Origin of the sequence: Halomonas sp. QHL1 (genome assembly GCF_001882345.1) — a bacterium.
GTDB lineage: Bacteria > Pseudomonadota > Gammaproteobacteria > Pseudomonadales > Halomonadaceae > Vreelandella.
Genome location: NZ_MINL01000001.1, coordinates 2,159,525 through 2,177,331, shown reverse-complemented (window position 1 = coordinate 2,177,331; position 17,807 = coordinate 2,159,525). Strand labels below are relative to the sequence as shown.

The following is a 17,807-nucleotide window of genomic DNA, read 5'->3' as shown; positions in this document are numbered from 1 at the left end:
GGCTTATGGATGGTCAGAATCAGCGGCGCGCTAAGTGGCGCATCAGTTCACGAATGCCGTAAGTCCAGGGCGGCAGTTGATCACTTCTTCCTACCCGGTTGACCAAGGCGCCCAGGGCGGGCGTGGCGATGGTGACACGATCATTGAGGTGATGGGTAAAGCCCTGGCCTTCACCGTCGCGATCCTGAATGGGCGAGAACATGGTGCCCAGGAACAGCATGAAGCCGTCCGGATATTGGTGGTGGTCGCCGATAGTTTGGCTTACCAAGTCCAGCGGATCGCGGCTGATTTCGCGCATATCGCTCTCGCCTTGGAGCAAGAAGCCGTCATCCTCACCCTCGATACGCAGCGATACCTGGCAGTTGCGTACGCTGTCGATATCGAAGTGATCATCAAACAGGCGAATGAAGGGACCAATGGAGCAGGAGGCGTTGTTATCTTTTGCCTTGCCGAGCAGCAGGGCGCTGCGCCCTTCCACATCGCGCAGGTTAACGTCGTTGCCCAGAGTCGCACCACGCACCTGGCCGCGGCTGTCCACTGCCAGGACAATTTCCGGCTCGGGGTTATTCCACTTGGAAGACGGGTGCAAACCCACCGGTGTGCCAAAGCCTACCGATGAGAGCGGCTGGGATTTAGTGAACACTTCAGCATCAGGGCCAATGCCGACTTCCATATACTGTGACCACCCACCGCGTGCCTGAAGGGCTTTTTTAAGCGACATCGCCTCTTCAGAGCCCGGCTTGATTTTAGAAAGATCTTTGCCGATCAGTGCCTGCAAGTCATCGCGCAGTTCCACTGCCCGCGCTGGGTCGCCGCCCGCTTGCTCCTCGATGACCCGCTCTAACAGGCTAACGGCAAAGGTGACGCCACAGGCTTTAACGGCCTGAACATCGCAAGGAGCGAGTAAGTAAGGCGCTTGCGCTGGCGACGTTTGAGAGTTCGCTAGTAGCGCCTCAACCCCGCCCAGGCTGGGGCCTTCTGCTAGCCGCACAACCTCGCGTATATCGTCTCGTTCCAGTAGATCAGCCATAGTGGGGCCGAACTCGGTGATGTCGATCACCTGGCCATTTTTCACGGTCACCAGCGCGGGGCCGGGATGCGCGCCATCCAGCCATACGCGTCCAACCAGCAGCGCGTTATCCAGGTCATTGGGGAGAGAGTCATTCAGGGGCAGTGGTTGCATAGGGGGGTTCATATCGTTAGCTCTCCCGCTTGCCGTCAGCCAGCGAGGAGGTATTAAAGGTGGATCACCCCGTTACCTCTGCCGCCAAGTAATCACGGCAGGAGAGGTACGGGGTGAGGCATGGTTTTCAACCCAACCAGTCGATTGGTGCTTACTCGGTCATTGATGATTCAGCAATTCGCTGGAATTCTTCCACGAGATCTTCACCAATGCGCGGGGCCCACTCTTCGTAAACCGGCTGCACGGCTTCCTGGAAAGCGGCAATCTGCTCGTCATCAAGACGGGTGATTTGCATACCGCGCTCTTCAAGCTGATCCCGCGCCCAGTCGTCGTACTCGCTGGAAAGTTGGATTTCGTAATCGGCAGCCTGCAGCGCGGCTTCCTGAACAAGCTCCTGATATTCAGGGTCGAGGCGATCCCAGGTACGCTGAGAGATCATCTTGATAAAGGGTGTGTAGACGTGGCGGGTTTCGGAGCCGTAGTCCTGCACTTCATGGAAGTTGGAGGTCAGAATGGTGCTCCAGGGGTTTTCCTGGCCATCGACAACGCCCTGTTCCATGGCGGAGAAGAGCTCACCAAACGCCATTGGGGTCGGGTTGGCACCCAGCGCTTCCCAGATAGCCAGATGCACCGGGTTTTCCATGGTGCGAATCGACAGGCCACGAACGTCTAGGCCAGCCACATCCTCTGGAGAGGAGACTTCCCGAGCGCTATTAGAGAGCTGGCGGAAGCCGTTTTCGGAAAACGCCAGGGCTTTCAGACCGCTGCCATCGAAGGCGTCGAGCATTTCCTGGGCAGCATCGCTGCGCATGGCCTCGATAGCTGCTTCCCGGGTAGGTAGCAAGAAGGGGAGGTCGAAAACCGCCAGTTCCTCAACGTAGCTGGTAGCAGGGGAAGACGATGGGTAAGTCATATCCAGCGTACCGGTCTGCAGCATTTCCATCATCTGCACGTCGTCGCCCAGCTGGCTGTTAGGGAAGATGTTAACGCTGATGCGTCCTTCACTGCGCTGGTCAAGAATATCCGCGAAGTACTGGCTGGAGATGTACTGGGGCGAGCTTTCCGCTAAGCCAAGTCCCATACGCAGGGTGACGCTGCCGTGGTCACCCACGGTGCCGCCGTCAATCTCGGGCGGGTCGGAAAGATCAGGCGTTTGCGCGTAGGCGATACCTGAGCTTAGCAGCGTGGCACCGGTCATTAGCAGGGTGCGTTTCCAAAGATGGTGCATAGTTGTCACTCTCCTGGCGTGCTACAGGCCGCTTCGCTAAGGGGGTTTTCCAAGCGAGCTGCAGCGTGTTGGCTATTGTTGTTGTGTGTAAGCGGCGTTCACTTATAAAAGAGTAAGCGCCGCAACCCTTAGATGAATGTCTAACGTTTTGCCTATATGTTCAACATATACTTTTGTATGTGTCGACGCCGTCGGGAAGAAAGCGTACCTTCATTACGATTCTCCCCTTCATTTTAGGGAGCTTACTTAATCGATAATGTTGGTGGGGCGGTTTGAGTGCCTAAAGCGCGCCTACTGACTTTCATATTTACTTTAGGCGTGGAGCGGAACCATGGCCATTTTTCAGCGAATAACGCCTGAGCAACTGCGTTCACGTTACTGGTTCGATAACCCTGATCACCCCGGTACGACGGCGCTGTGCATCGAGCGCTATCTTAATTACGGCATTACCCTGGATGAGTTGACTAGCGGTAAGCCAATTATTGGTATTTGCCAGTCTGGCTCTGATTTAACCCCGTGCAACCGCCACCACATCGACTTGGTCAAGCGGGTTAAAGACGGTATTCGCTCAGCGGGTGGCGTACCGTTTGAATTTCCCATGCACCCGATTCACGAGAACGTGCGGCGCCCCACGGCGGCGTTAGATCGTAACCTCGCCTATTTGGGCATCGTGGAAGTGCTCCACGGCTACCCACTAGACGGTGTGGTATTGACTACCGGCTGTGATAAAACCACTCCGGCCGCGCTGATGGCGGCGGCAACGGTGAATATCCCCGCGATAGTGCTCTCGGGTGGGCCGATGCTCAACGGCTGGCGCGGAGCGGAGCGGGTGGGCTCGGGCACGATTATCTGGGAGTTGCGCAAGCGCTTGGCGGCGGGCGATATCGACTACGCCGAGTTCCTTTCCCGTGCCAGTGATTCGGCACCCTCGATTGGGCACTGCAACACCATGGGCACCGCTTCCACCATGAACTCCATGGCGGAAGTCCTGGGTATGAGCCTGCCGGGGTCGGCGGTGATTCCCGCGCCCTATAAAGAGCGCGCGATGGTGGCCTACGACACCGGCACGCGGATTGTCGATATGGTCTGGGAAGACCTGCGGCCGCTGGGTATTCTGACCCGGGAAGCGTTTGAGAACGCCATTGTGGCCTGCTCGGCATTAGGTGGTTCATCCAATGCGCCGGTGCATATCAATGCCATTGCCCGCCATGCGGGCATCGAGCTGGATAACGACGACTGGCAGCGGCTGGGCCATGAAATCCCGCTGCTGGCCAACGTGATGCCTGCTGGCGCTTTCCTGTGCGAAGAGTTCCACCGCGCCGGGGGCGTGCCCGCGATCCTCCATGAACTACAAACGGCGGGTAAGCTGCACGGCGATGCGCTGACGGTGAATGGTCGCTCGCTAGGCGATAATCTTGAGGGTCGTGAAACTCAAGACAGTGACGTGATTTGTCGCTATAACGATCCATTGGTAGACCACGCGGGCTTCCTCAATCTCAAGGGCAATTTGTTCGATTCGGCGCTGATGAAAACCAGCGTGATCTCGCGAGATTTCCGCGAGCGCTTCCTCAATGACCCCAACGACCCGGAAGCCTTTGAAGGCAAAGTCGTGGTGTTTGATGGCTCCGAGGATTACCACGCCCGTATCGACGACCCGGCGCTGAACATTGATTCACGCACCATTCTGGTAATGCGCGGAGCGGGCCCCGTAGGCCACCCTGGCGGTGCGGAAGTGGTTAATATGCAGCCACCGGAGGCGCTGATTAAGCAGGGTATCGAATCGCTGCCCTGCCTGGGCGATGGCCGCCAGTCGGGCACTTCCGGTTCGCCGTCGATTCTTAATGCCTCCCCGGAAGCGGCTACCGGCGGTGGTCTGGCGCTACTTGAAAGCGGCGACCGGCTGCGGGTCGATCTCAAGCGCGGCGAAGTGCAGCTATTGATAGAGGATAGTGAGTTGGAAGCGCGCCGCGAGCGTTTAGCCCAGCAGGGCGGCTATCGCTACCCCGGCCATCAGACCCCCTGGCAAGAGATTCAGCGCAGCATGGTCGAACCGCTGGATCGCGGTATGACGCTAGAACCCGCCACCAAATATCGCGATGTGGCCCGCCAGCATCCGCCCAGGGATAATCATTAGCATCAGTCGCTTGGGGCAGTGTGCGGTGCTGGAGGGGGTCAAGTACGTTATGATTGGCAGGAATTGAAATAGGGTCTTATCGCAGTGACGTCATCTCTCAGTAAGCCAGCAGCTCGCCCCAGTATCGCCGAACATCTTGCCGAGGAGATCTTCGGTGGGCGCTACCACCCCGGTGACCTAGTACCCCGTGAAATGGATCTATGCGAACGCTTTGCTATTAACCGCTCTGCGGTGCGTAGCGACCTGCGCCAACTGGTCGATGCCGGTATTATCGAGCGTATCTCCGGCCATGGTTCTAAGGTGCGCGAGTACTCCGAGTGGCATATTCTCGACGCCCAGGTGACCGACTGGTTGACCCGCTACGCCGCGCCCAACCCGGATATTCAGCGCGAAATCCTTGCCTTCCGCCTGGACGTTGAACCCTATGTGGCGATGACCGCCGCCAAACGCGCCAAAGCACGTGATTTGGTCGCCATGGAAGAAGCCTTTGAAGGGCTAGGACAGAATCTGCGCAACGCCACCTGCGAAGAGGAGCGGCGGCTGCACAGCGAGTGCGATTTCGCCTTTCATGAGGCGATCTTCAAGGCGACCCACAATATTGTCTGGGCGCAGCTATCGCATATCCTGCGGCCCTCCATCTATATGTTGATCTCCATGTCCAACGAGAACGCCCCGGACCCTGAAGAGAGTCTGGAACGCCACCGTCAGTTGATGGAGAGTATCCGGCTGCGCCGACCCCGGGAGGCTTTTTTAGCCTCCCAAGCGGTATTGGCTGGCACCGCCGCAGCGTTGGGGCTTGAACATAGCGTCAGTTCATTAGGGCGCAGCGTTGAGCTGCCCCATACCACCCCCTGAACCCATTTTTAATGGCAAAAAACAAAGGCAAGCGTATGTCTGACTTCAACCTCGGCTTGGTGGGCGTGGGTAAAATTGTCCGCGACCAGCACCTTCCTGCAATAGCCGTCACCCCAAACTGCCACCTTGTCGCCACGGCGGATCCCTACGCCTCGCTGTCGGATGTGCCGGGCTATCAAGGTCTTGAGGCAATGCTAGACGCCCACCCTGAAATTACCGCTGTCTCAATCTGCACGCCGACCCATCTGCGCTACTCCCAGGCGCGGGCCGCACTGATGCGTGGCAAGCACGTGCTGCTTGAGAAGCCACCGGGGGCAACGTTAAGCGAAGTGGAGGACTTGATTGCCTGTGCCAAAGAGCAGGGCGTTAGCCTATTTGCCGCCTGGCACTCGCGGTTTGCCCCCGGCGTTGCCCAGGCCCAGCAGTGGTTAGCCGAACGACAGGTACAGCAGGTAGAGATCGAGTGGAAGGAGGATGTGCGGGTATGGCATCCAGGCCAGGCGTGGATCTGGGAACCCGGTGGTATGGGCGTTTTTGATCCTGGTATCAATGCGCTGTCAATTGCGACCGCCATTCTGCCGCAGCCGTTTTTCCTGCAACAAGCGCGGCTGCTGGTGCCGAGTAACGCGCAAACCCCGATTGCGGCGAAGCTCTCTTTCACTGATCCAGAAGGCGCAGCAATTGAGGCAGATTTCGACTTCCTACAAAGTGGCCCGCCCACCTGGGATATGCATATCGACAGCGATGGCAGCCGTTTAAGTCTCACCCAGGGCGGTTGTCAATTGGTCATCGACGATGAACTGATCATTGAAGAGGAGGAGCGCGAGTATCAAGGTTTATATGCGCGCTTTGCCGAGCTGATCGCAAACAAGCGCAGCGAGGTGGATGTGGCCCCGCTGCGCCAGGTCGCCGATGCGTTTCTATACGGTCATCGTGAAACCACCGACGCCTTCGTTGAGTAACGCTCGCTTATTCACGCTTGCCATCGACCAGGCGTGATACCCCGTAAGGGTTGCCATCACGAATCGCCTCGGGCAGTAGCCCTTCCGGCAGCGCCTGGTAGCACACCGGGCGCAGGAAGCGGAAAATCGCCGCGCTGCCTACCGAGGTAGTGCGCGAATCCGAGGTCGCCGGGTAGGGGCCGCCGTGCACCATGGTGTGGCTGACTTCCACGCCGGTGGGCCAGCCGTTGGCCAGAATCCGTCCCGCTTTGCGCTCCAGCGTGGGCAACAGCTTCCGGGCGGTCTCCAAGTCACCGTTATCCATTTGCAGGGTAATGGTGAGCTGACCTTCGATCTGGGCAGCAACCCGCGCTACTTCCTGGGCATCAGCACAGGCGATCACCAATGACGTCGAACCAAATACCTCTTCCTGAAGGGCGGGCTCGTTAAGGAGCGCATCGGCCTGGGTAACGAACAACCCTGCTTGGCAGGCGTTGGCTGTTTCACCTGCCTGGCCGCGTGCCACCTCGGTGACCTTGGCATGGCTGGCCAATCGATTCACGCCCTGCTGGTAGGCGTCATGAATGCCTGGGGTCAGCATGGTCTGGGCAGCGCTGCCCTTGACTGCTTCACCGGCTGCTGCAACAAAGGCGTCCAGCTCAGGGCCCTGAACCGCAATGACCAACCCTGGGTTGGTGCAGAACTGCCCGGCACCCATATTGAGCGAGCCGACAAACCCCTCGGCAATCGCTTTGCCGCGTGCCTTGAGCGCTTCGGGCAGCAGAAACACCGGGTTAATGGAGCTCATCTCGGCGTAGACGGGAATCGGCTGGGGCCGCGCCTGGGCGGTGGCCATCAGCGCGGTACCGCCGCTGCGTGACCCGGTAAAGCCCACCGCCTGTATGCGCGGGTCGGCAACCAGCGCCTGACCGATCTCGCGGCCCGAGCCAAACAGCAGCGAGAAGACGCCCTCGGGCAGTTCGCACTTGGCAACCGCACGCTGAATGGCGCGGCCTACCAGCTCAGAAGTGCCGGGGTGGGCAGAGTGGCCCTTGATGACTACCGGGCAGCCGGCGGCCAGGGCGGAGGCGGTATCGCCACCGGCAACGCTGAAGGCGAGCGGGAAGTTGCTGGCGCCAAACACCGCCACCGGGCCCAGGCCGATATGGCACTGACGCAGGTCGGCGCGGGGCAGCGGCTCACGATCAGGCATGGCCGGGTCGATACGAACATCCAGCCACTCACCGGCGCGCACTACCGAGGCGAACAGCCGCAGCTGGCCGCAGGTACGCCCACGTTCGCCCTCTAGGCGCGGGCGTGGCAGGCCGGTTTCGGCCATGGCACGTTCAATCAGCTCATCGCCGATCCCTTCGATCTCGGCGGCAATGGTTTCAAGAAACGTTGCGCGCGCCTCTAAGGAGGTCTCGCGATAGCTATCAAAAGCCGTCTCGGCTAAGGCGCAGGCCTGATCGACTTCGGCCTTACTGCCGCCGGGATAGGCGGGAGACAGCGTCTCGCCGGTAGCGGGATTAACCGCATGAATGTCAGCCTGCTGGCCGCTGACGGCCTGCTGACCAATCAGTAGTTTACCTTCCAGAGTCATACTTCCTCCTGCTGGTTTAAAGAGATTTTACGCTGATGGCTGGTGCATCTGCTTCCACCCGAAGGGGATTGCGCAGGGCGCGACCAAACTCGCTGATCTGGATCTCAAAACGATCACCCTCGCGCACCTTGATGCCGTCGGCGAAGCTTAGCGTTGCGGTACCGAAAAAGTGCACATGCACATCGCCGGGGCGACGGAAGCCCTGGTATTTGAAGTGGTGGTATTCCAGGTTGGCCAGGCTATGGGCCATGTTGGCCTCGCCGGTGAGAAAGGGCTTCTCCCACAGCGTCTCGCCACTCCGCTGGATACGGCTGGTGCCTTCCAGATGGGCTGGCAGTTCGCCGATCAACAGTTCGGGCCCAAAGCTGCAGGCGCGTAGCTTGGAGTGAGCTAACCACAGGTAGTTGAAGCGCTCGGTCACGTGGTCAGAGAACTCGTTGCCGAGGGCGTAGCCGACCCGCCAGGGCTGGCCCTCGTCACCAATCACGTAGAGCCCCGCCAGCTCCGGTTCCTCGCCCGCATCTTCGGCGAAGGCGGGAGAGGGGATGTCTGTTTCCGGCGCCACCACGCACTGGCCATCGCCCTTGTAGAACCACTCCGGCTGCGCGCCTAGCTGGCCTGCATCGGGTTTGCCGCCCTCCACGCCCAGCTTGAACATACGCATGGAGTCGGTCATATCTTCTTCAGCGGCTTGGGCTTTTGCGTGCATCGCCGAGCGGGTGTCGGCACTGCCCAGGTGGGTAAGGCCGGTGCCGGTCACCAGGCAGTGGGCCGGGTCGCTATGCGTCAGCGGGGGTAGCAACTGCTTAGCGTCGACCAGCGCTTGATAATCCAGGCGCGTTTCGGTCAACGCTTCCGACAGCATGTCGCTAAGTGGCTTACCGGCGCTAATGGCCCGCTTGGCCAGGGTGTAGGTATCACAGTCGAGCAGCCTGACCTGCTCTTCGCTCTCGACCAGGGCGGCGCGAACCTGGCCCTGATGATCACACTGAATCAGTCGCATGCGGCTATTTCTCATGGGCTATTCCTAACGTTTATTGTTATGAGAGATGTTGTGGAGAGAATATTTCATAACCACATAAGACGCCTAATGTTGAACATTAAAATAAATTGTTCAACATAAACTTTTGTATGGCGGGTGTTGTTGGCTAAGCGTCCTGGGCAATAATCTCGCGGAGAGCACTCATTAAGGCGGCGGCGCCGGGAGAGAGCCGCTGGTGGCGTAAACTGACCAGCCCATAGGGCTGAACGCTCAGCGTCTCGCTGAAGGGCAGCAGGTGAAAGCGCTGCGGGGGGCAGAGCAGGTCAGCGGCTTCCCGTGTGGTCACCGTGATGGTGTCGGATTTATCGACCAGCGCCAGCGATAGCAGCAGATCCGCGGTGTCGACTATTTGTCGGGGCAGCGCGACCTGATGGTGCAGAAACAGGCTATCCACCCGCTGGCGCATCAGTGCGCCAGCGGGCTGCAGCGACCATGGGTAGCCAGTCATATCAGCAAGGTTCAGCGTTTGTTTATCGGCTAGTGGATGCCCTTGTCGACAAACAAAGCAGAGCTCCTCCTCGCCAATCTCTTCGAACACGAAGTGCTCGGCATCGACGCCTGCGGGAATGCGGGTAATCGCGAAATCCAGCTCGCCTTCCAATAAGCGCGGCACCAGCACCTTGCTAACATCCACATCCACGCTGATCTTTAGCCCTGGCCGGTCACGGTGCACCCGCTCAATCGCGCTGGTAAGCAGCGTTACCGCCGGGGCCATCACCGTGCCGACAGCTACCGTGCCCGCATTTCCCTCGCTGAGTGCATTCAACTCCTCGCCCGTGTGGCGCAGCGCTGAGAGCATGCTGTGGGCGTGGCGAATCATAATCTCGCCATACCAGTTGGGCGTTAGCCCGCGGGGGTGGCGATCAAACAACCGAATACCCAGGTTGGCTTCCAGGTCGCTGAGGAGTTTTGAAGCGGCTGGCTGGCTCATCTTGAGCTGAGCCGCAGCGCGATGCAGGTTGCGGTGCTCATCCAGCGCTAAAAATAGCTGAAAATGGCGCAACTTTAGTCGCACGTCTAAAAACCAGTTCTCACCGAGAACGCCCATGGGATAAGCCTTGAGTTGTTATTGATACTTAGAAGTATATCGATAGTGATGCGTTTGTATATTGGTTGGTTATGAAAGACGTGGCTACTGTAGTGACTGAATCGGAATTAACAATACCGACCTAACAACAACAAGCGACAACAAAAGAACGCCTCCAGGAGGAAGCTCATGCCTCTCATGTACAGCCAACGATTAAAAAATGGTTCACCTCTTCTATTCTGTGCAATCGCAACAGTGCTGCTGGCAAACGCAGCCCAAGCCCAGAGCAACTCTGAAACCGACGCTGGCAGTGGAGCCGACAGTAATATCCAAACGTCGGTGTTTGGTCACCTGCCCGATGGTCGTCAGGTTGATGTCTATCAATTCACCAACGCCAATGGTATCGAGTTACGGGTAACCAACTACGGTGGCATCATTCTGTCGCTGAAAACCCCCGATATGGACGGCAAGTTTGACGATATAGCGTTGGGCTTTGACTCTCTTGAGGCATACCTCTCCGATGAATACCGTCAGGCCAATCCCTACTTCGGTGCCATCATTGGGCGCTACGGCAATCGTATCGCGGGTGGGCAATTCTCACTCGATGGGGAAAGCTATTCATTGGCTACCAACGATGGTAGCAATCACCTGCACGGCGGCGAACAGGGGTTCGACAAAGTGCTGTGGCAGGCTGAACCGTTCGAAAGCGAGGCAGGCACTGGCTTAGTGCTGCGCTATACCAGCGAGGATGGAGAAGAAGGGTATCCCGGCAAGTTGGAGACCGAAGTCACTTACACCCTGACCGATAATGACGAACTGATGGTGGAATATCGGGCGGTGACCGACAAAGCCACGCCGGTCAACCTCACCCAACACAGCTACTTCAACCTAAAGGGCGAGGGTAGCGACACCATTCTCGATCACCAGCTAATGATAAACGCTCCGGAATTTACCCCGGTAAACGATACCCTGATTCCCACTGGTGAGATTCGCTCGGTAGACGGCACGCCATTCGACTTTACCCAGGCGACCCCTATTGGCGAACGGATCGAGCAGGACAACGAGCAACTCTCTTTTGGCGGCGGTTATGACCATAACTTTGTGCTTGCGCGTGATGATGCTGCATCGGATGAACTGGTTGTGGCGGCCAAGGTATGGGAATCGCAGAGCGGCCGTATGGTGGAAATCACCACTACCGAACCTGCGATCCAATTTTACTCGGGCAACTTTCTTAACGGCGATCTGACCGGCAAACAGGGTCAGGCCTACGGCCATCGTTCCGGCTTTGCTCTGGAAACCCAGCACTACCCCGATTCGCCTAATCAGGAGGCGTTTCCCAGCACAACCCTAGAACCTGGTGATACTTACCTGTCGCGTACGATCTATCGTTTTTCCGCCCAGGAATCTTTTGATGAGTAACGCGCTGCGTTCGTTACTAGCAACCTGAGCAAGCAACAATCGCCACAATTAACAACCGCGCATTCACAGCGACACAAAAACAATCAATAAAAGCAGGAGCCAGACCATGCAATTAACCAAGACGTTTACTCGTTTAGCCCTCGGCAGCGCCATCATGCTGGCGTCATTGAGCTCAGCCCAAGCGCAGGATGACGAGGTGAAAATTGGCTTTATCGTTAAAAAACCCGAGCAGGCGTGGTTTATTAACGAACAGCAGGCCGCTACCGAGCTAGGTGAAGAACTCGGCTTCGACGTGGTACGCCTAAGTGGTGAAGACGGCCAGGAAGTACTCAGCGCCATTGATAACCTGTACGCCCAGGGTGCCGAGGGGTTTGTGATCTGTCCGCCGGATGTGCGTCTGGGGGCCGCGATTATGAACCGTGCCAACCAGTACGGTATGAAAGTAGTCACCGTGGACGACCAGTTTGTGAATTCCAGCGGTGAACCAATGGAGGACGTGCCACACCTAGGTATGTCCGGCTATAAAATTGGTCAGCAGGTAGGCGATGCGATTGCCGCCGAAATGGAAGCACGCGGCTGGGATCCGGAAGAAGTTGCCGCCCTACGCATAACCAATAATGAGCTACCCACTGCCGTTGAGCGTACTGATGGTGCGACCGAAGCATTACTGGCATCCGGTTTCCCCGAGGGCAATATCTTCGATGCACCCCAGCAGAACAGCGATACCGCCAGCGCCTTCTCGGCGGCATCCCCGGTGCTCTCCCAGCGCGGCGATTATGAGCATTGGGTGATCTATGCCCTCAATGAGGAGAGCGTTTTGGGTGGCGTACGGGCCACAGAGCAATACGGCCTAGCGGCTGAAGACGTGATCGGCGTGGGTATCAATGGCTCCGGCGCGGCTTTTGCAGAATTCTCCCGGGACAACCCCACCGGCTTTCACGGCACTGTGGCGGTGAGCTCTACCATGCACGGCCGGCAAACAGCCGAAGACCTCTACCGCTGGATTACCGAAGACAAAGAGCCGCCGGCGAATACCGAAACCTCAGGCGTCTTGATGACACGTGAGAACTGGCAGGAAGTGCGCGAAGAGTTGGGTCTGTAACGGCCTCGCTGTCACGGGCTATATGTCACGAACTATATGTCACTGGCAATCGGTTGGAGTGCTCACGCATGTCTGATGCTTATCTACGTTTCGACGCTATCAGCGTTGTCTTCCCAGGGGTGCGTGCGCTGGATGGCGTGAGCTTTAGCGCTCACGCCGGTCAAGTGCATGCGCTGATGGGTGAGAACGGTGCGGGAAAATCCACCCTGCTCAAGGTGCTTAGCGGCGTTAACCGCGTGGCGGAAGGTGCGCTGTGGATCGACGGCCAGCGCCACGTGTTCAGTAACGCCAGAGAGGCACTGCGCGAAGGGATCGCCATCATCTACCAGGAGTTAACGCTCTCGCCCAATATGTCGGTGGCAGAGAACCTGCTGCTGGGCCAACTGCCCACGCGGCAGGGGTTTGTTAACCGCCGCCAGCTGCGCGAAAAAGCCCTGGCGATTCTGGCCGATCTCGGCGAGGGGGATATCCACCCCTCGACCAAGGTACGCGAACTCTCTATCGGCCAGCAGCAGATGATCGAGATTGGTCGTGCACTGCTGCGCGATGCCAAGGTCATCGCTTTTGATGAACCTACCAGTAGCCTTTCCATTCAGGAAATTCGCCAGCTCAAGCGCATCGTCAAACGACTGCGCGACGAGGGGCGTGTGGTGCTCTATGTGACGCATCGCATGGAAGAAGTGTTTGAAATGTGCGATGCGGTCACTATCTTCCGCGACGGCCAGCATATTCGTACCCACGAGGATATGTCGGCGCTCAATCACGATCTGTTAGTGAGCGAAATGGTCGGCCGTGATATCGACGATGTTTACGGCTACCGCCCTCGCGAACATGGCGACGTGGTCTTGAACGTGGAGGGTATCCAGGGGCGTGGCCTCAAGGCTCCGGTGAGCTTTTCCGTTAAGCGCGGTGAAGTGTTTGGGCTGTTTGGTCTGGTGGGCGCGGGGCGTAGTGAGTTGCTGCGGCTGGTCTGTGGGGTCGAATCTCCCAAAGCAGGCAGTGTGCAGTTCAACGGCGAGGTGCGGCGGTTTAAAAGCCCCCAGGATGCCATCCGCGCGGGTATCGCCATGTGCCCAGAGGATCGCAAATCTCAGGGCATCTTTCCGGTGGCCAGCGTGGCCGACAACCTCAATATTAGCTGTCGACGCTTTTTTAAACGCTGGGGGATGTTCCGCCACCCTGGCCGTGAGCGGCGCAATGCCGAGTCGTATATCCAGCAACTCAGCGTTAAAACGCCGGGGCCACGAACGCCCATCGGCAAGCTGTCAGGCGGCAATCAGCAGAAAGTGATTCTGGCCCGTTGGCTGGCAGAGGAGATTGACCTTTTCGTAATGGACGAACCAACCCGCGGGATCGACGTAGGCGCGCGACGCGACATCTACTCGCTGCTCTACGACCTGGCCGAGCAGGGCAAAAGCGTGGTGGTGATTTCCAGTGACCTAGCGGAAGTCAGCTCCATTTGCGACCGCATCGCGGTAATGCGTGATGGTGAGCTGGTGGAGGTGGTGCCGCGGGAATCGGCCACCCCCGAGCGCTTGTTGGGACTGGCGTTGCCGGCCTAAGCCATTTTTTAAGTGAAAAGTCTTTTGAGAACACACGTTCAGGACGCAAACAATGACAACTAACAATGTAACCCAAAGCGAAGGCAATAAAGCGCCCGCTCGCCCGGCAGGGCGTCAGGGTCTCATTAAGCCGTTACGTACACTGCTAGACACTTCGGGGCTGATCGCGATTTTCTTGCTGCTGTTTGTGGCTCTAGCCGTGTTTATACCCGGCTTTTTGACCGGCCGAAACATGGTGGGGTTGCTGCTCTCAGTGACGCTGATTGGTAGTTTGGCGGCCACTATGATGCTGGTGTTGGCATTGGGCGAGGTGGATCTCTCGGTGGCCTCCACGGTGGCCTTTGCCGGGGTCGTCGCTGCGGTAGTCACCTCTAGTAGCGGCAGTGTGTTGATAGGCGTAATGGGAGGCATTCTGGCCGGTGGGGCGGTCGGGGTCTTCAATGGTTTGGTGATTGCCAAATTTGGTATCAACTCGCTGATTGCGACCCTGGCGGCGATGGAGTTTGTACGCGGTTTGGCCTACATCACCTCTGGCGGCGATGCCGTCATGATCACTGTGCCGGGCTTCTTTGACCTGGGCAGCGCCTCTTTTCTGGGCCTAACGCTGCCGGTATGGACCATGCTGGCCTGCTTTGTGATCTTTGGCGTAGTCCTCAACATGACCGCCTTCGGGCGCAATGTGCTGGCGACCGGCGGCAACTCGGAAGCGGCGGCATTAGCGGGTGTTAACGTCCGCCGCCTCAAAATTATAGTTTTCGGTCTTCAGGGCGTCGTCGCGGGCGTAGTGGGGGTGCTGCTGGCATCACGCATGGGCCTGGGCGATCCCAATACCTCCATGGGGCTGGAGCTGGCGGTCATTTCTGCCTGTGTGCTGGGTGGCGTGGCGCTATCGGGTGGCGTAGCCACGATTACCGGCGTGGTGGTCGGCGTGCTGATTATGGGCTGTGTGCAGAACGCTATGGGGTTGCTCAACGTACCCACCTTTTACCAGTACCTGGTGCGTGGCGCGATTCTGCTGCTGGCGGTGATGTTTGACCGCTGGAAACACACCCGCCGTCAGCGGGCCTGACGCTTAACGCTTTATTTCTTTTTTTGTCACTCTTTTATCGCCACTCTTTTCCCGGTTTTTACGGAGGCTTTGTTATGTCTGATCGTCAGCGCCCATTACGCTCTGCCCAATGGTTCGGTACCGCCGATAAGAACGGATTTATGTACCGCAGTTGGATGAAAAACCAGGGCATCCCCGACCATGAGTTTCAGGGCAAGCCGATTATCGGTATCTGCAATACTTGGTCGGAGCTGACGCCCTGCAACGCCCACTTCCGTAAGCTGGCGGAGCATGTCAAACAGGGCATCCTTGAGGCAGGCGGCTACCCGGTAGAGTTTCCGGTGTTTTCCAACGGTGAATCCAACCTGCGCCCCACGGCCATGTTCACCCGTAACCTGGCCAGCATGGATGTGGAAGAAGCCATTCGCGGCAACCCCATGGATGGCGTGGTACTACTGGTGGGCTGCGATAAAACTACTCCGGCACTGCTGATGGGCGCGGCAAGTTGCGATATCCCCACCATCGTGGTCACTGGTGGGCCAATGCTCAACGGCAAGCACAAAGGTAAGGACATTGGTTCCGGCACCGTGGTCTGGAAGCTCTCAGAGCAGGTTAAGGCCGGCGAGATTTCACTCCATGACTTTATGGCCGCCGAGGCGGGCATGTCCCGTTCTGCCGGTACCTGTAACACCATGGGCACAGCCTCTACCATGGCCTGCATGGCCGAAGCATTGGGCACTTCGCTGCCACACAACGCGGCGATCCCCGCGGTGGACTCACGCCGCTACGTGCTTGCCCATCTTTCCGGCAACCGGATTGTCGAGATGGTCAACGAAGACCTGCGGCTCTCCAAAATCCTCACCAAACAAGCCTTCGATAACGCCATTCGCGCCAATGCGGCGATTGGTGGATCCACCAATGCGGTGATACATCTCAAGGCGATTGCCGGGCGCATCGGCGTCGATCTGACCCTGGACGACTGGAGCCGGGTAGGGCGCGGTACTCCTACGGTAGTGGATCTGCAGCCTTCGGGGCGGTTTTTGATGGAGGAGTTCTACTACGCTGGTGGCCTACCTGCCGTGCTCAAGCGCCTGGGCGAGGCCGACCGGCTGCCCTTCAAAGAAGCGTTAACCGTCAACGGCAAAACCCTGTGGGAAAACGTCCAAGACGCCCCGCTGTATAACGATGAGGTCATCCGTCCGCTGGACAATCCTCTCACCGCGGACGGTGGTATCTGCGTGGTGCGCGGCAACCTGGCTCCCAACGGCGCGGTGCTCAAGCCCTCGGCAGCCACCGCCGAACTCATGCAGCACCGTGGCCGCGCGGTGGTCTTCGAGGACTTCGACGACTATAAAGCGCGCATCAACGACCCAGACTTGGACGTGGAAGCCAACGACATTCTGGTCATGAAACACTGTGGCCCGCGGGGTTATCACGGCATGGCCGAGGTGGGCAATATGGGCCTACCCCCCAAAATCCTCGCCCAGGGCATTACCGATATGGTGCGTATTTCCGATGCCCGCATGAGCGGCACGGCGTATGGCACCGTAGTGCTGCACGTTGCTCCGGAAGCCGCGGCGGGTGGCCCGCTGGCTGCAGTGCGCAACGGCGACTGGATCGAGCTCGACTGCGCAAGCGGCCGGCTGCACCTGGATGTAAGCGATGAAGAACTGGCCTCGCGCCTGGCCGAAAGCGATCCCACCGCTGCATCAACGCTTATCGCCAGCCAGGGCGGCTACCGCCAACTGTATATCGAGCGGGTGCTCCAGGCGGACGAGGGCTGCGACTTCGACTTCCTGGTCGGCTGTCGAGGTTCCGAGGTACCGCGTCATTCGCATTGATGTCTAACTGGCCAATTGATAGTAGACCAGAGGAAATACCATGACCGCCAGATTGGCCGCCAAGCATGTTCTGGTGACCGGGGCCGCCACAGGCATTGGCCGGGCTGTAGCCGAGGCCTGTGCTCGGGAGGGCGCCACGGTCGCCTTGCTGGACCTGGATGGTGACAGCGTCGAACGGCTGGCGGAAGAGCTGCGTGGGGAAGGCCACCATGCCCAGGCCCTGGTCGCCGATATTGCCGACCGAACGGCGGTGGAAGCTGCCGTAGCGCGGGTGCGGGAGATTAACGGGCCGCTGACGACGCTGGCAATAATGCCGGAATGAATGTCTTTCATGAGCCGCTCGCCATGCCGGACGACGCCTGGCAGCGCTGCCTCGCGGTCGATCTTGAAGGCGCCTGGCACTGCAGCCGGGCAGTATTGCCGGATATGCTGGAGCAGGGTGGCGGTGCCATTATCAACATAGCCTCCACCCACAGCTTCTCGATTATTCCCGGCTGTTTTCCCTACCCGGTGGCCAAACACGGTTTGATTGGTTTAACCCGGGCACTCGGCATTGAATATGCTCCACGCGGTGTGCGGGTCAATGCGATTGCGCCGGGCTATATCGCCACCCCGGCGGTAGAGGCGCATTGGCAGACGTTCGATGACCCCGCTGCGGCGAAGGCCCGCATCGAAGCGTTGCTGCCGCCAGGGCGGTTGGGGCAGCCTGAGGAAGTGGCCATGACGGTGGTCTTTCTTGCCTCAGATGAAGCGCCCTTTATTAACGCAAGCTGCCTGACCATTGATGGTGGGCGAAGCGTGGTTTATCACGACTGACACCCA

Annotated in this window: 15 protein-coding genes; 10 read left to right on the top strand and 5 right to left on the bottom strand. The window is 58.6% G+C overall.

Translation table 11 applies throughout. The features are described 5' to 3' along the window. Window positions 1–19: 19 nt before the first annotated feature. Window positions 20–1,183: a fumarylacetoacetate hydrolase family protein gene (locus QHL1GM_RS09960; protein WP_071694336.1), complete on the bottom strand. Its 1,164-nt coding sequence runs from the start codon at window positions 1,181–1,183 to the stop codon at window positions 20–22. Window positions 1,184–1,334: 151 nt separating this feature from the next. Next, window positions 1,335–2,411, bottom strand: a complete 1,077-nt coding sequence (locus tag QHL1GM_RS09955; protein WP_071694335.1) for a TRAP transporter substrate-binding protein — start codon at window positions 2,409–2,411, stop codon at window positions 1,335–1,337. 331 nt (window positions 2,412–2,742) lie between these two features. Between QHL1GM_RS09955 and QHL1GM_RS09950 the strand changes: the two genes are divergently transcribed. From QHL1GM_RS09950 to QHL1GM_RS09940, 3 genes are all read left to right on the top strand, one after another. Continuing rightward, window positions 2,743–4,545: an IlvD/Edd family dehydratase gene (locus QHL1GM_RS09950; protein ID WP_071694334.1), complete on the top strand. Its 1,803-nt coding sequence runs from the start codon at window positions 2,743–2,745 to the stop codon at window positions 4,543–4,545. Window positions 4,546–4,629: 84 nt separating this feature from the next. Continuing rightward, window positions 4,630–5,400, top strand: coding sequence for a FadR/GntR family transcriptional regulator (locus QHL1GM_RS09945; RefSeq protein WP_071694333.1), 771 nt, complete (start codon window positions 4,630–4,632; stop codon window positions 5,398–5,400). Between the two features lie 35 nt (window positions 5,401–5,435). After that, a complete protein-coding gene (locus QHL1GM_RS09940) occupies window positions 5,436–6,362 on the top strand; it encodes a Gfo/Idh/MocA family protein (RefSeq protein ID WP_071694332.1) in 927 nt (308 codons plus the stop codon). 7 nt (window positions 6,363–6,369) lie between these two features. On the opposite strand, the gene QHL1GM_RS09935 is transcribed toward QHL1GM_RS09940, so the two are convergent. The 3 genes from QHL1GM_RS09935 to QHL1GM_RS09925 all read right to left on the bottom strand — a co-directional run bounded on the left by QHL1GM_RS09935 (window position 6,370) and on the right by QHL1GM_RS09925 (window position 10,034). Beyond that, window positions 6,370–7,944 (bottom strand): aldehyde dehydrogenase (NADP(+)), encoded by a 1,575-nt coding sequence (locus QHL1GM_RS09935; RefSeq protein ID WP_071694331.1) that lies wholly within the window; start codon window positions 7,942–7,944, stop codon window positions 6,370–6,372. A 16-nt stretch (window positions 7,945–7,960) separates the two neighbouring features. Further along, window positions 7,961–8,947: an AraD1 family protein gene (gene araD1, locus QHL1GM_RS09930; RefSeq protein WP_071695963.1), complete on the bottom strand. Its 987-nt coding sequence runs from the start codon at window positions 8,945–8,947 to the stop codon at window positions 7,961–7,963. A 145-nt stretch (window positions 8,948–9,092) separates the two neighbouring features. Then, window positions 9,093–10,034, bottom strand: a complete 942-nt coding sequence (locus QHL1GM_RS09925) for a LysR family transcriptional regulator (protein WP_071694330.1) — start codon at window positions 10,032–10,034, stop codon at window positions 9,093–9,095. A gap of 168 nt (window positions 10,035–10,202) precedes the next feature. On the opposite strand from QHL1GM_RS09925, the gene QHL1GM_RS09920 reads away from it, so the two are divergent. From QHL1GM_RS09920 to QHL1GM_RS19675, 7 genes are all read left to right on the top strand, one after another. Continuing rightward, complete coding sequence (locus QHL1GM_RS09920; RefSeq protein ID WP_071694329.1) at window positions 10,203–11,432, top strand: aldose epimerase family protein; 1,230 nt, start codon at window positions 10,203–10,205, stop codon at window positions 11,430–11,432. Between the two features lie 106 nt (window positions 11,433–11,538). After that, window positions 11,539–12,534, top strand: a complete 996-nt coding sequence (locus QHL1GM_RS09915) for an arabinose ABC transporter substrate-binding protein (RefSeq protein ID WP_071694328.1) — start codon at window positions 11,539–11,541, stop codon at window positions 12,532–12,534. Between the two features lie 68 nt (window positions 12,535–12,602). Continuing rightward, window positions 12,603–14,096, top strand: a complete 1,494-nt coding sequence (araG, locus tag QHL1GM_RS09910) for an L-arabinose ABC transporter ATP-binding protein AraG (RefSeq protein ID WP_071694327.1) — start codon at window positions 12,603–12,605, stop codon at window positions 14,094–14,096. A gap of 52 nt (window positions 14,097–14,148) precedes the next feature. Further along, window positions 14,149–15,165 carry an L-arabinose ABC transporter permease AraH gene (gene araH, locus QHL1GM_RS09905; RefSeq protein ID WP_071694326.1) on the top strand — a complete coding sequence of 339 codons (1,017 nt, stop codon included), beginning with the start codon at window positions 14,149–14,151 and terminating at the stop codon, window positions 15,163–15,165. 74 nt (window positions 15,166–15,239) lie between these two features. Then, window positions 15,240–16,985, top strand: coding sequence for an IlvD/Edd family dehydratase (locus tag QHL1GM_RS09900; protein WP_071694325.1), 1,746 nt, complete (start codon window positions 15,240–15,242; stop codon window positions 16,983–16,985). A 40-nt stretch (window positions 16,986–17,025) separates the two neighbouring features. After that, window positions 17,026–17,307, top strand: a complete 282-nt coding sequence (locus QHL1GM_RS19680) for an SDR family NAD(P)-dependent oxidoreductase (RefSeq protein WP_254795283.1) — start codon at window positions 17,026–17,028, stop codon at window positions 17,305–17,307. Next, window positions 17,304–17,801 carry an SDR family oxidoreductase gene (locus tag QHL1GM_RS19675; protein WP_254795282.1) on the top strand — a complete coding sequence of 166 codons (498 nt, stop codon included), beginning with the start codon at window positions 17,304–17,306 and terminating at the stop codon, window positions 17,799–17,801. Before QHL1GM_RS19680 ends, QHL1GM_RS19675 begins: the two co-directional genes overlap by 4 nt. Window positions 17,802–17,807: the final 6 nt, after the last annotated feature.

Bases quoted from the DNA above. Each gene is read 5' to 3' on its own strand.
- QHL1GM_RS09960 (WP_071694336.1), bottom strand. From the start codon at position 1,183: ATGCAACCACTGCCCCTGAATGACTCTCTCCCCAATGACCTGGATAAC.
- QHL1GM_RS09955 (WP_071694335.1), bottom strand. From the start codon at position 2,411: ATGCACCATCTTTGGAAACGCACCCTGCTAATGACCGGTGCCACGCTG.
- QHL1GM_RS09950 (WP_071694334.1), top strand. From the start codon at position 2,743: ATGGCCATTTTTCAGCGAATAACGCCTGAGCAACTGCGTTCACGTTAC.
- QHL1GM_RS09940 (WP_071694332.1), top strand. From the start codon at position 5,436: ATGTCTGACTTCAACCTCGGCTTGGTGGGCGTGGGTAAAATTGTCCGC.
- QHL1GM_RS09935 (WP_071694331.1), bottom strand. From the start codon at position 7,944: ATGACTCTGGAAGGTAAACTACTGATTGGTCAGCAGGCCGTCAGCGGC.
- araD1 (WP_071695963.1), bottom strand. From the start codon at position 8,947: ATGCGACTGATTCAGTGTGATCATCAGGGCCAGGTTCGCGCCGCCCTG.
- QHL1GM_RS09925 (WP_071694330.1), bottom strand. From the start codon at position 10,034: ATGGGCGTTCTCGGTGAGAACTGGTTTTTAGACGTGCGACTAAAGTTG.
- QHL1GM_RS09920 (WP_071694329.1), top strand. From the start codon at position 10,203: ATGCCTCTCATGTACAGCCAACGATTAAAAAATGGTTCACCTCTTCTA.
- QHL1GM_RS09915 (WP_071694328.1), top strand. From the start codon at position 11,539: ATGCAATTAACCAAGACGTTTACTCGTTTAGCCCTCGGCAGCGCCATC.
- araG (WP_071694327.1), top strand. From the start codon at position 12,603: ATGTCTGATGCTTATCTACGTTTCGACGCTATCAGCGTTGTCTTCCCA.
- araH (WP_071694326.1), top strand. From the start codon at position 14,149: ATGACAACTAACAATGTAACCCAAAGCGAAGGCAATAAAGCGCCCGCT.
- QHL1GM_RS09900 (WP_071694325.1), top strand. From the start codon at position 15,240: ATGTCTGATCGTCAGCGCCCATTACGCTCTGCCCAATGGTTCGGTACC.
- QHL1GM_RS19680 (WP_254795283.1), top strand. From the start codon at position 17,026: ATGACCGCCAGATTGGCCGCCAAGCATGTTCTGGTGACCGGGGCCGCC.
- QHL1GM_RS19675 (WP_254795282.1), top strand. From the start codon at position 17,304: ATGAATGTCTTTCATGAGCCGCTCGCCATGCCGGACGACGCCTGGCAG.